At 64.4% G+C, this 13,268-nt stretch carries 8 protein-coding genes and 1 pseudogene; 4 read left to right on the forward strand and 5 right to left on the reverse strand.

The window, feature by feature from the left end:
• Positions 1-35: 35 nt before the first annotated feature.
• Both AB7F49_RS17950 and bcp read right to left on the reverse strand, forming a co-directional pair.
• Positions 36-1,427: a peptidoglycan DD-metalloendopeptidase family protein gene (locus tag AB7F49_RS17950; RefSeq protein ID WP_428524754.1), complete on the reverse strand. Its 1,392-nt coding sequence runs from the start codon at positions 1,425-1,427 to the stop codon at positions 36-38.
• A gap of 98 nt (positions 1,428-1,525) precedes the next feature.
• Entirely contained in the window at positions 1,526-1,996 is a 471-nt protein-coding gene (gene bcp / locus AB7F49_RS17955) for a thioredoxin-dependent thiol peroxidase (RefSeq protein ID WP_428524756.1), read from the reverse strand.
• Positions 1,997-2,160: 164 nt separating this feature from the next.
• On the opposite strand from bcp, the gene AB7F49_RS17960 reads away from it, so the two are divergent.
• A complete protein-coding gene (locus tag AB7F49_RS17960; protein WP_428524758.1) occupies positions 2,161-5,679 on the forward strand; it encodes a DUF3971 domain-containing protein in 3,519 nt (1,172 codons plus the stop codon).
• A gap of 15 nt (positions 5,680-5,694) precedes the next feature.
• On the opposite strand, the gene tyrS is transcribed toward AB7F49_RS17960, so the two are convergent.
• Positions 5,695-6,948, reverse strand: a complete 1,254-nt coding sequence (gene tyrS, locus AB7F49_RS17965) for a tyrosine--tRNA ligase (RefSeq protein ID WP_428524760.1) — start codon at positions 6,946-6,948, stop codon at positions 5,695-5,697.
• 238 nt (positions 6,949-7,186) lie between these two features.
• On the opposite strand from tyrS, the gene AB7F49_RS17970 reads away from it, so the two are divergent.
• Positions 7,187-8,338, forward strand: coding sequence for an anhydro-N-acetylmuramic acid kinase (locus AB7F49_RS17970; RefSeq protein ID WP_428524762.1), 1,152 nt, complete (start codon positions 7,187-7,189; stop codon positions 8,336-8,338).
• A gap of 147 nt (positions 8,339-8,485) precedes the next feature.
• Here the strand turns inward: AB7F49_RS17970 and AB7F49_RS17975 are convergent, their stop codons facing one another.
• Complete coding sequence (locus tag AB7F49_RS17975) at positions 8,486-10,522, reverse strand: ABC transporter ATP-binding protein/permease (protein ID WP_428524764.1); 2,037 nt, start codon at positions 10,520-10,522, stop codon at positions 8,486-8,488.
• 76 nt (positions 10,523-10,598) lie between these two features.
• A complete protein-coding gene (locus AB7F49_RS17980) occupies positions 10,599-11,264 on the reverse strand; it encodes an alpha/beta hydrolase (RefSeq protein WP_428524766.1) in 666 nt (221 codons plus the stop codon).
• A gap of 258 nt (positions 11,265-11,522) precedes the next feature.
• On the opposite strand from AB7F49_RS17980, the gene AB7F49_RS17985 reads away from it, so the two are divergent.
• Complete coding sequence (locus AB7F49_RS17985; RefSeq protein ID WP_428524768.1) at positions 11,523-12,686, forward strand: cysteine desulfurase family protein; 1,164 nt, start codon at positions 11,523-11,525, stop codon at positions 12,684-12,686.
• 97 nt (positions 12,687-12,783) lie between these two features.
• Positions 12,784-13,268: pseudogene (locus tag AB7F49_RS17990) on the forward strand (Fe-S cluster assembly protein SufB); the annotation flags it as partial.

A 13,268-nucleotide genomic window follows, 5' to 3' on the forward strand; every position in this document is an offset into this window, starting at 1 on the left:
GACAGCACCCGGACGAATCGGGGGGCCGTCGCAACTCAATGCAGCCCGAGCCGAATGCCCGCACGCAAATATTTCTGCGGATCGACGGCGTCGCCGTCGACGCGGGTTTCATAATGCAGATGTGGACCGGTCGAACGTCCGGTGGAACCGATCTTGCCGATGATCTGGCCGATCTTCACGGACTGTCCGACCTTCACATCGATCGACGACAGATGCGCGTAGCGCGTCGACAAGCCGTTCCTGTGTTCGATCTCGACCATCTTGCCGTAGCCGCCATTGTTTCCTGCCGTTGTTACGGTTCCGTTGGCGGTCGCGCGAACCGGATCGCCGGTGTCGCCGCGCATGTCGAGACCGGTATGCATCGCGGGTGAACGCAGGAACGGATCCATGCGCATGCCGAATCCCGATGACATGTCGATTTCCCCGCTCACCGGCTTTCGCACCGGCACGTCCGACAATGCGCGCGTGAGGCGGTCGAGCTGCGAACGCGAGACATGGATTCGGTAGAGTTGACGCTCGAATATTTTCTCCGCGGAATCGAGGCTGGCCGGCACGAACGGGCCGCCCACAGCGCGGGCCGGCGGCGTCACCGGGGCCTTGCCCGGATTGATACCGAGATCCAACAGCACGCCACGCAAGCGCCGTGCGCGTCCTTCGAAACTTTCCTCCAGCGCGCTCAGCGAATGGGTCTGTTTCTGTTCGATCCGGTCGAGCGATTCCTGCATGCGTGCGAGCGCGCCCTCGACACCGCCGCGGGTGGTTGCGGCGTTGCGCGAGTTGAAGACCGGCTGTCCGCGTGACTGCAGCCGCGCTTCGCGGTCCGGCGGCGCCTGGAAGATCACGGTGTCATTGATCGGTGACGGTTTTGCCTGAGATCCTTTCGCAGGCTCGGCTCGCCCTGCCTTCGGAATCGAACCGGTCGGCGTCATGTCCGGCAGCGACCCAAGGGTGGCGGCGCGCTGCTCCAGCAGCGATTGCTTTCGCACGAGTTGTTCGAGCTTCTGCTCGAACTGTTCCTGATCGAGCAATTGTCGGCTGGTGATCCGGTCGACCTGCGCACGCAATTCTGCGATCCGGTCTTCATAGGCGTATTGCATTTCCGCCTGCCGGGCGATCAGGCGCTTGAGAACGTCGTCGTGAAACGCGAAATAGGTGCCGGTGATGACCGACCATCCGGCCATAGCGACCAGGCTGCCGACCACGATCCAGAACGCGACCGGTCCGAGCCGGACCTGGCGGCGCCCGTGCATGAGCGTGTAGTCGGTGGAGGCACGCTGCGGTCGCGGCCGCTGCGCGGAATGCTGCGGGCGGGGCTGCGGAGGCGAAGCCTGATAGGGATCATAGCCGTGGCCCTTCGGGTATTCGTAGGCCCATTGATCGGCCGACGGAGCCGGACTCGGGTGATAAGAATGCGACCGGTTGGACATGAGCACTCCCCGCCAGACCCTTCGGCGGGCCGACGCTGAACAGCGCCGATTTCAGTCCGGTATGGTTAATTTTCCGCAAATGTTTCGGTGATAGACTTTTATAATGCCTTCGCAGCCGCGAGGACCTCTGCAGCATGACCGGGTACTTTGACGTTGTGCCAAAGTCGGGCGATCCGGCCGCTCGGGCCGATCAGGAACGTGGTACGCTTCACGCCAAGGTATTTTCGGCCGAACATCGTCTTCTCTCCCCAGACGCCATAGGCCTGCAGCATCGTATGACGCTCGTCCGATGCGAGGGGCACGTCGAGGTTGTGTTTTTCCCGGAAGCGGGTCAGCGCACGGACCGGGTCCGCGGACACCCCGAGCAGGCCGGTGCCTGCTTTCTCGAACGCCTTGGCAAGCCGCGAAAAGTCGATCGCTTCCTGCGTGCAGCCCGGCGTATCGGCCTTCGGATAGAAATAGACCACGAGCTTTCGGCCGCTGAAATCGGCGAGCGAGATATCGGCTCCGGAAGCGCTTGGGAGCTTGAATGCAGGGGCCTTCTCGCCCTCGGTCGGACCCTTGGCCATATGCCTTCCTTTCGACGCTTTCGGCGGCTCAATCTGCCGGTTCGATCCTGCCTTGGGGCGAAGGCGGGGGGACACTTTGCGGTGTCCATCCACCATGATCAGGTCAACCAGTCTGGCGACGTTACCGGCGCTGGCGATACGGACAAGGGGATGTCCGACCCGGCATGACCAAACCGGCTCCGCGTCTTCACGGTTTGCGTGCGCTCGAAGATACCCTTCGGGAGCATCGTAGCACGCGCGGCGGCGACCTGCGGTCGCGTGCGCGGCGGCTGTGGTGGCGGCTGAGACGGATCAGCCGCCGTCCGGTGGTGCGCCGGGTCGGCTATGGACTGGGCGGCGTGTTAGGGCTCGCGGTCGTGGTTGCCGGCGGCCTGTGGCTGCGGCTCGCGGCGGGGCCGATCGAAATCAATTTTGTCTCGCCCTGGCTGGCCGCCGCCATTGAACAGAATATCGGCCAGGCGTACCGGGTGGTGATCGGCGGCACTCAGATCGAGCGCGACGATGCCGGTCGTACCGCGGTCCGGATCCGCGACATGCAGGTCAGCGACACCGAAGGCGTGGTTGTCGCAAGCGCCCCCAAGGCCGAGGTTTCGGTATCCGGAACGAGCCTGCTGCGCGGCCAGTTGCGCGCAGAACGCGTCAGCCTGGTTGGCGCGGAACTGTCCGTGCGAATCGAGGAGGACGGCCAGATCACCATCTCGACCGGTGCCGAAAAACGACCGCTCGCGGTCACCCCGGCGATTGTGAAGGCGGCCCCTCCTTCGGGTGAAGACGCGGCGCGGGCTGCCGCTGCTGCCGAACCGACAGGAGCGGAACGTTTTGCCGGGCTCGTCGCCTGGCTCGACCGGATATCGACGCTCGGCCTTGACGGGCAGGGGCTCGGCGAAATCGGATTGAAGAACGGCATCCTGAAGGTCGACGATCTGCGCACCGACAAGCACTGGACGTTCGAGCACATCAATTTCAGCGTCAACAGGCCGGGCAACGGAATCAGCATCCGGCTGAGTTCGGAGGACGAAACGCGTCCGTGGTCGATCGGCGCGTCGGTCAGGCAAAGCGGCGTTCAGCGAAGGCTCGTGCGCATCGATCTCAATCGCGTCTCCACCAAGGATCTGTTTCTCGCGACACGTCTGGGAAGCGGGCAATTCCAGGCCGACATTCCGCTGTCGGGATCAATCTATGCGGAGATTGGCCCGGATTCCCTGCCGCGCGTGGTGGAGGGCAAGATCATTGCTGGCGCCGGGTTGATTGGTGATCCAGCCGATATCGGCGGACATTTTCGCATCGATCATGCCGACTTCACGCTGGACTGGGACGCCAATCGCCGCAATCTCACCATGCCGTTCCAGATTCTGTCCGGCGCAAATCGCTTCACGCTGTTCAGCCGTTTCGAGGCGCCCGGTATGCCGCAGCAGCCATGGCGGATCACGGTTACGGGTGGGTCGGTGGTGTTGGCCGATGGTGCAGCCGATCCGCAGCCTGTCGTTCTCAACAAGATCATGCTGCGGGCCGATCTCGACGTTGCGCGCAAGCGCCTCGAACTGGTGCAGGGCGACATTGCGGGCGGCAATATCGCCGGTTTCCTGAACGGCAGCGTCGATTTTTCGGGCGAGCCGAGGCTTGCGGCCGGCATCGCGGTAACGCCGATGTCGACCCCGATCGCCAAGAAGGTTTGGCCGGTTTTCGTCGCCACGAAAGTGCGCAACTGGGTGGTCGAGAATCTGCAGAGCGGCGATATCGAGCGGATCGATATCGCGACCAACTCGCCAATCGAAAACCTGAAGGAGGACGGTCCGCCGATTCCGGATGACGGGCTGTCCGTCGACATCACGGTCCGGAATGCCGTGATCCGTCCGGTGATCGGAATGCCCCCCATCTCGGAGGCCGATCTCATGTGCAGCATCAAGGGTCGGCATGTCGTGGTCACCGTCGGGCGCGGTGTTGTCGATCTGGGCGGCGGGCGCAGGCTCGCCGTCAGCAATGGCCGTTTCGAGGTCCCGGACACGCACCCCAAGGCGCCGCCGGCACGCGCGCAGTTTCGCGTCGACGGGCCGGTGCCGGCCGCGCTCGAATTGCTCGCGGGTGAGCGGCTGCGGGGACAGGCGGCGGTCCCGATGGATTCCACAAACAGCCGCGGCAATATCAGCGGGCAGGTGCGTGTCGACCTCCCGATCACCAAGGATCCGCCACCGGGTGCGACCCAATACGCGATCACCCTCGATGTCGCAGGCTTCTCCGCCGACAAGATGGTGATGGGCCAGAAGATCGAGGCGCAGGCGCTCAAGGTGAGTGCGGACAATCGCGGCTATCAGATCAGGGGCGATGTTCGCATCAATGGCACGCCGGCGACTCTCGATTATCGCAAGGCCGCGGACAGCGCCGAGGCCGATGTGCAGGTTCGGGCCACCCTCGATGAAGCGGCGCGCGCGCGCTTCGGTTTCGGCACGGGGCCGTCGCTGTCGGGGCCGGTGCCGGTGAAGATTTCAGGCAAGATCGCCGACAACAAGGACGTGCGACTGACGGTCGAGGCCGACCTTACGCCGGCGAAGGTCGACAACCTGCTGCCGGGCTGGGTGAAACCTCCCGGGCGCCCGAACCGCGCGGCATTCACGGTGGTCACGCGCGAGAAAGCCACCCGGTTCGAAGATGTTGCGATCGACGGCTCCGGCGTCAATGTGCGGGGAAGCGTCGAACTCGACGAAAAGGGTGATCTGTCGATGGCGAATTTTCCGGTCTTCGCCATGTCAGATGGCGACAAGACCAGCGTCAAGGCGGATCGCGGCAACGACGGCACCCTGCGCGTGTCGATGCGTGGGGACGTCTACGACGGGCGCAGTTTCGTAAAGGCATTTTTCGGCAGCGAGCCGGGCGAGAAGCAAAAGAGTGCGCCGATTGATCTCGAATTCGACATGCGCCTTGGCGTGATCGCCGGTCACAATGGCGAGGCGCTGCGCGGAGTGGAAATGCGGATGGCGCGCCGCAACGGGCAGATCCAGAGCTTCGCACTGAGTTCGAAGATCGGCCAGAATGCCTCGCTCACAGGAGACATGCGCACCTCGGCGCAACGAAGGAATCTTCTGCATTTCGAGACGCTGGATGCCGGCGCGCTGATACGCTTTACCGACACCTATCCGAAAATTCAGGGCGGTCAGATGTCGGTTGCGATGGAGGTGCCGACACCGGATCAGGCGCCACAGGCGGGTATCGTCAATATCCAGAATTTCTCGGTGCGCGGCGAGCCCAAGCTCAACGGGGTCGTCGGCGCCGCGCAGAATGATTCGCGGGGCGTCGATTTCACCCGCATGCGGGTGGACTTCATCCGGACGGCGGGGCGTCTGCAGGTCAAGGAAGGCATCGTGCAGGGTCCGGTGATCGGTGCCACGATGGAAGGTGATATCGACTTCGCCAGAAACGACGTGCGCATGCGCGGGACCATCGTGCCGCTTTACGGCATCAACAATCCGATTGGCCAGTTGCCGCTGCTCGGAGCATTTCTCGGCGGCCCCAAGGAAGGATTGTTCGGCTTTACCTATCAGGTGGTCGGTCCGCCCAGCGCGCCGACGCTCAACGTGAACCCGGCCTCCGGCCTGGTGCCGGGCTTCCTGCGCAAGTTTTTCGAATATCCAAGCGCGCGTCCCAGCGAACCGGCCGATCTGGCGCCGATCATGCCGACCACGCGATAGAGAACCGCGACCGGATCAGGCCGGCTTGAGCAACACGTGCTTCTTGCGGCCGAGCGACAGCTTGATAACGGCTTGCGGCGTAAGATTTCCCGCATTGAGCGTCATCTTTTCGTCGGTGACGGTCTCGTCATTCACTTTCAGGCCGCCGCCCTTGATCTGGCGCCGCGCCTCGCTCGTGGAGGCGACGAGGCCGGCCTGCACGAAAGCGGTCAGCACCCCCAGTCCCTGCGCCAGTTCGTCCGATTTGATGTCGATGGTCGGGAGGTCTTCCGCAAGTGCGCCTTCCTCGAAGGTGCGGCGCGCCGTCCCCGCGGCCTGTTCGGCGGCCTCGCGGCCATGAACCAGCGCAGTGGCCTCGGTCGCCAGCGTTTTCTTGGCTTCGTTGATCTCCTGACCCTGCAGCGCGGTGAGCCTTGCGATCTCGTCGAGCGGCAGCACCGTGAACAGCTTCAGGAAGCGCCCGACGTCGTTGTCTTCGGTGTTGCGCCAGTATTGCCAGTAATCGTACGGGCTCACCATGTCCGGGTTGAGCCACACCGCGCCAGCGGCGGTCTTGCCCATCTTGGCGCCGGACGATGTGGTGATCAGCGGCGAGGTCAACGCAAACAGCTGCGCATTCATCATACGACGGCCGAGATCGATGCCATTGATGATGTTGCCCCACTGGTCCGACCCGCCCATCTGCAGCACGCAGCCGGTGCGCTTGTGCAACTCGACGAAGTCATAGGCCTGCAGGATCATGTAATTGAATTCGAGGAAGGACAGCTCCTGCTGACGGTCCAGGCGCAGCTTCACCGAATCAAACGACAGCATCCGGTTGATCGAGAAATGCTTGCCGACGTCGCGCAGGAAGTCGATGTAATTGAGCGTGTTCAGCCAGTCGGCATTGTTCGCCATGATGGCATCGCCCGGACCGTCGCCGAAGGTCAGGAACTTCGAGAAGATGGTGCGGATGCCGCGCAGGTTCTCGTTGATCAGTTCGTCGGTCAGAATGCGCCGGCTCTCGTCCTTGCCCGAGGGATCGCCGACGCGGGTGGTGCCGCCGCCCATCAGGGCGATCGGCCGGTGGCCGGTCTGCTGCATCCAGTGCAGCATCATGATCGGCAGCAGCGAGCCGACATGGAGCGAGGGCGCCGTGCAGTCGAAACCGATATAGGCGGTGACGCGCTGCGCGGCGGCCAGCGCATCGAGCTGGTCGGGTTCCGAGACCTGATGGATGAAACCGCGCTCCGACAGGACACGCAGAAAATCGGATTTGAACTGGCTCATGGTAAGACCGTATTCGCTAGTGGTCCGATTCTAACATTCGCATCCCTTTCTCGGCGAGGTCGTGTGCGAATGTTGGAATCGAAGGCCCACTGGCAAGTATATGACTCCAGTGGAGCTTTGGATTTTACTTTCGCTTCGTGAGCCCGCGGCTGGGTGCTAGCGAATGTCAAATCCGCTCCACTAGCGGCGCGGACGTGGTGTATCAGGTCCGTCGGGGGATTGAAACGGGGCGGCTCTCTTGCGGACCTTTCGGGCGATCGGGCTGATGAGCGGCACGTCGATGGACGGGATCGACATCGCCATGCTGGAAACCGATGGGGAGATGATTTCCCGGTTCGGCCCCTCGGCGCTGCATCTCTATCGCGAGGACGAGGTCGCGCTGCTGCGTCGCGCACTCGACGAGGCTCGCGCCCTGACGGACCGCGATGCGCGGCCGGGCGCGGTCGGCGAGGCCGAGCGGATGGTGACGGCCCTGCATGCCGGCGCGGTTCGCGTGTTTCTCGACGCCAACGGCATCGATTCCGAGAGAATCGACGTGATCGGCTTCCACGGCCAGACCGTGCTGCACCGGCCCGATGAGCGGCTGACCGTCCAGATCGGCGACGGGCAGGGCTTGGCCGATGAAACCGGCATTCGCGTGGTCTACGATCTGCGCGCGGCCGATGTCGCGGCGGGCGGGCAGGGCGCACCGCTGGTACCGGTCTATCACCGCGCGTTGGCCGCGACGCTTGCCTGCCCGCGTCCGATTGCGGTGCTGAATATCGGCGGCGTTGCCAATGTCACCTTCATCGATGGCGTGCCGGATCCCTATGCCTGCGACACCGGCCCCGGCAACGCGCTGATCGACGATTTCATGCGGGAGCGGCGAGGCGAAGCCCGCGACGAGAATGGCGGCGCGGCGGCTCGCGGGCGGGTCGATGCGGGAGCGGTTGCCCGCGTGCTTGGGCATTCGTTCTTCGCGCTGAAGCCGCCGAAATCGCTGGACCGCAACGCGTTCCGCGAATGGGTCGCCGACCGTGCCGCATTGGCGGACAAGAGCGTCGAAGACGGCGCTGCGACGCTCGCAGCGATCACGGCGGCGACCGTCGCCACCATCGTCCCGCATCTGCCGGAGCCGCCAAAGAGCTGGATCGTGTGCGGCGGAGGCGCCAGCAACGCGACGCTGATGCGCATGCTCGGCGAAAGGCTGGCGCCGGCGCGGGTCGAGACCGCGAACGAAGCGGGCTGGAACGCCGACGCCATCGAGGCCCAGGCCTTCGCCTATATGGCGGTGCGCAGTTTGCGGGGATTGCCGATCACGTTTCCGACCACCACGGGCGCGCCGGAGCCGATGACCGGCGGCGTCGTCGCCGAGCCGCGCGCCGCCAGACGCAAGCGGATGCGCATATAGAACAACGGCTTGCCGCGGCCCGTTTCACATGAAAAAAGTCCTATCACGCGTCATGCGGCATTCTTCATGCTCGCAGAAGGGCGGTTGCTCGGCGGCCTGCACCGGCTGGAGCGCCCCGTCGCCGCGATCCTCGTGCGCGAGCAATCGTCAGGCCGCCTGGCGCTGTGGTTTCGCCGTAGTCCGCCGCAACAGGCGCTCGATCAGCCGCGGCTGCCCGGGCGGCCGCACCAGCAGGATATCGCTGACCAGTTTGGCGCCGCCCTTGTCGCGTCGCTCCAGCGTCAGCTTGCGCGAGTGGAACTGCTCAAGCTCGGGGCGATGCCCGACGCTCAGGATGGTCAGTCCTTCCATCTCCTCCGACAGAAGCCTCATCAGGTCGTCCTGGCTCTTCGGGTCGAGCGCGGCGGTGGCCTCGTCGAGCACGATGATGTCGGGCCGGTGCAGGAGGACGCGCGCCACGGTGAGGCGCTGCTTTTCGCCGCCGGACAGGGTCTGGTCCCAGGGCGCTTCCTCTTCCACCCGGTCCTTGAGATGGCCGAGGCCGACGCGGTCGAGCGCATTCTTGATGGTGTCGAGGTCCCAGTCCTCCGCCGCGCCTGGATAGGCGATGGCGCGGCGCAGCGTGCCGGTCGGCACATAGGGCCGCTGCGGCAGCAGGAACAGCCGCGCGTTTTGCTGGATCGCGATTTCGCCGCCGCCCCAGGGCCAAAGTCCCGATATCGCGCGGACCAGCGTGCTCTTGCCGGAGCCGGAGGCGCCGGCCACCAGCACGCGTTCGCCCTTCTTGACCACGACGTCGGTGTCGTCGACCACGGCGGTGCCGTTGTCGAGCGAGACCACGAGATCCTTCATCCGGATCGCGGCGTCCGTAATGTCGGCGCGCTTGATCCGGTTGATTCCCTGGCCGGTCTCGGCTTTTTCCAGCGCATCGACCGATACCATGAGCGAGGAAATGCGGCGTGCGCCGGCCGTCCATTCGGCAAGCCGCGGATAATTGTCCACCAGCCATGCGAAGGCGGCCTGCACGATAGTGAAGGCGGAGGCCGCCTGCATCACCTGGCCAAGCGACATCGAACCGTCGAGGAATTTCGGCGCGCACAGGATGATCGGCAGAACCGGCGCGATGATGCCCGAGCCGTGCGAGACGATGGTGGTGCGCATATGCTGCGCGCACAGCGCGCGCCACTTGCGCAGCACCTCGATGAAGGAGCGGTTGAGGCCGGCGCGTTCTTCCTCCTCGCCGCCAAGGAGCGCGATGCTTTCGCCATTCTCGCGCACGCGGGTGAGATTGTAGCGATAGTCGGCCTCGGCCTGGTTCTTGGCTTCGGAGACCGCGACGAAGCTTCGGCCGACGATCGCCATCGCGCCGCTTGCGATCGCCGCGTAGAGCACCGCCGCGATCACCAGGAAGCCGGGTATCGTGAATTCGGTGCCGCCGAGCGGGACGGTGAGGGCGCCCCCGATGGTCCAGAGCACGGCGATGAAGGTGAGTGCGGACAGGCTCGCAGTCGAGACGCCGACGGCGAAATCAATCGGGGCGTCGGTGGACACGCGCAAATCCTCGGTCAGCCGGCCTTCCGGATTCTGGTGATCGCCGCTGACAAGATTGAGCTGGTAATAGCGTCCGTTCTTGAGCCAGCGGTCGAGCACATGATCGCTCAGCCACGCCCGCCAGCGCCGCTGCATCGACATGCGGCCATAGACGCTGGCGACGCCGACGCCGACGCTCGCCGCGGCAAGCGGGAAGAACACCATGGCGAGCACCAGCACGGTCGCGGAATCGCGCTTCTCCAGCGCGTCGAAAATCTTGCGGTTCCAGACATTGATGCCGTATTGCGCGAGCACCGCGAGGATCACCAGCAGCGCGATGCCGATGGTCAGCGGCCAGGCGAGGCGGTCCCCCTGACGCGGGCTCCAGAAGCCTTTTGCCGAAGCCCAGAACCGGCCGAGCAGGGCGCGGCGGCGCAGCTTTTCCTTTTCTGCTTCGTCCTCGGCATCGCTATCCGGCTGCGCCGGCGCTTCCGGTTCGGCGGCGCTGTCGTCGAGCGACTTTTCAGGCGCAGCTTCGGGTGTGTCGGGCGAATTGCTCTCGCCCGAAATTTTCGGCGCGTCGTCCCTCGTCAGCCGGCCTGCTGCGTCGGGAGCCGGCCCGGTCTTGGCATTTGCTGGATCGCCGTCGGACATGGCGTCTGCCCCCGCTGGATGCGGGGCACAACGCCGTCAGCAAAGTTCCGTTCCAGATTGTCGCAGGCGGCAGGGCCTATGCCGCGCTCGGTTTCCGGCCGCTGGTGCCGAGCCGCTTGTCGAGATAGTCGTTGACCGACAGCATCAGCGATTCAATCTTCTGGTCGAAGAAGTGATTGGCGCCGGTCACCACCTTCTGCTCGATGACAATGCCCTTCTGGGTCTTCAGCTTGTCGACCAGCGTCGTTACGTCACGATGCGGCACCACCGCGTCCTTGTCGCCATGGATGATCAGTCCCGAGGACGGGCAGGGCGCGAGGAACGAAAAGTCGTAGAGATTGGCGGGCGGCGCGATCGAGATGAAGCCCTCGATTTCGGGACGGCGCATCAGCAGCTGCATGCCGATCCAGGCGCCGAACGAGAATCCCGCGATCCAGCAGGAGCGTGCCTCCGGATTGATCGTCTGTGCCCAGTCGAGCGCGGAGGCCGCATCCGACAATTCGCCGACGCCGTGATCGAACGAGCCCTGGCTTCTTCCGACCCCGCGGAAGTTGAACCGCACCACGGAGAAATTGCGGTGCACGAAGGCATAATAGAGCTGGTAGACGATCTGGTGATTCATGGTCCCGCCGAATTGCGGGTGCGGATGCAGGATCAGGGCGAGTGGCGCATTCTTCTGGGCGGCCGGATGGTACCGGCCCTCGATGCGTCCTGCGGGACCGGTGAAGATGACTTCAGGCATGAAAGGACCTCGGCTGGTGCTTCGAAGGGCCGGGAGCCCTGCTGCATGGTTCTAATGCGCGCTTGACGGATCGATCGGTCGCACGTAGTTTTTTAGAACCATTCTAAAGATTGAGCGCCCAGCGGCTGCAAACCGGGGGTGTCAAGCCGTTGGAGCGTGGCCGGTTTCTATCATGAGGCAAGGGGTCGAATGCAAGCTTTCTCACGCCTTGTGGTAGGACCATCGCGATCGGAACTCTGGCGGCGGTAATACAGTAGCATGACCGAGCGTGCGTATCTGGACTGGAATGCGACCGCCCCTCTGCGGCAGGAAGCGCGTGCGGCGATGATGGATGCGTTAACGCGCGCCGGTAACCCATCGTCGATCCATGCCGAGGGTCGCGCGGCGCGTTACCTGGTCGAGCGCGCCCGCGGACAGGTTGCAGCGCTCGCCGGTGTCGACCCCGCAGATGTCACCTTCACGTCGAGCGGAACCGAAGCCAACGCACTGGCGCTATCGCCGGCATGGTCGGCCGAACCCGGCGCGGGGCCATGGCAGAGGCTGGTTGTTTCGGCGATCGAGCACCCATCGGTCCTGCAGGGCGGTCGGTTTGATGCCGACAGGATCTCGCGGGTTGCGGTGTCGCCGGGGGGGATGGTCGATCTCGATGCGCTGCGCGCCGCGCTTCGGTCCGGGCGGCCGGCCTTGGTGTCGGTGATGCTGGCCAACAACGAAACCGGCGCGATTCAACCAGTTCATGAGGTGGCTGATATTGTGCATCAGGCGGGCGGCCTGCTGCATGTGGACGCCGTGCAGGGTCCCGGTCGTATCGACTGTGATATCAATAGATTGGGTGCGGATTTTCTAGCGGTCTCTGCGCATAAATTCGGCGGTCCCAAGGGCGCCGGCGCCCTGATCCGCCGCGCGGGCCTGCATCTGGCCGATCCGCTCATCCGGGGCGGCGGACAGGAGCGAGGGTTGCGCGCCGGAACCGAGAATGCGGCGGCAATCGCCGGCTTCGGCGCGGTGTGCGAGGCCGCGCGCCTCGGCCTGCGGCCTGATGCGGCGCACATGTTGCGACTGCGTGAGCGCCTGGAGACCGGGCTGCGGGCCGCGACGCCGGATATCGTGATTTTTGGCGAGGCCGGGCCGCGGCTGCCCAACACCACAGCCTTCAGCCTTTCAGGGTTGCGGGCGGAGACGGCCATCATCGCACTCGATCTCGCGGGGGTCGCCGTTTCGTCCGGTTCGGCCTGTTCGTCAGGCAAGGTCCAGCCCTCGCACGTGCTCGAGGCGATGGGGGTGGAGCCATCGCTGTCGCGCGGAGCGATCCGGGTTTCGACCGGCCCGGAGACCCGGGACGAGGATATTGAACGCTTTCTGAACGCTTGGATAAAGCTGTCTGAATCACTACTTAAGGGGCGAACAGTCATCGCCGCTTGAGCGGCTTGGCGGAGGGAAACCGACGCAGGGCCCAGGACTGAAACTGACATAACCGACACATCCGCTGCGGTCCTTGAAACCGCGAGGGGAGACGAGAATGCCGGCCGTACAAGAGACCGTCGAACAGGTTCGCCGTATCGACGTCGATCAATACAAATATGGCTTCGAGACGCTGATCGAATCCGACAAGGCCCCGAAGGGCCTGTCGGAGGACATTGTCCGTTTCATCTCGGCGAAGAAAAACGAGCCGCAATGGATGCTCGACTGGCGGCTCGATGCCTATCGCCGCTGGCTGACCATGCGCGAGCCCAGCTGGGCGCGGGTAAGTTATCCGAAGATCGATTTCCAGGATTACTACTATTACGCGGCGCCGAAGAAGCGTCCGCAGCTGAATTCGCTGGACGAGGTCGATCCGGAAATCCTGGCGACCTACGAGAAGCTTGGCATTCCGCTGCGCGAGCAGGAAATGCTGGCGGGTGTGGTCCGGCCGGAAGGCGAGCGCCGCGTCGCGGTCGACGCCGTGTTCGTCTCGGTCTCGGTCGCGACCACCTTCCAGGCCGAACTGAAGAAAGCCGGCGTGAT

It is taken from the genome of Pseudorhodoplanes sp. (assembly GCF_050250235.1).
Taxonomy (GTDB): Bacteria; Pseudomonadota; Alphaproteobacteria; order Rhizobiales; family Xanthobacteraceae; genus Pseudorhodoplanes.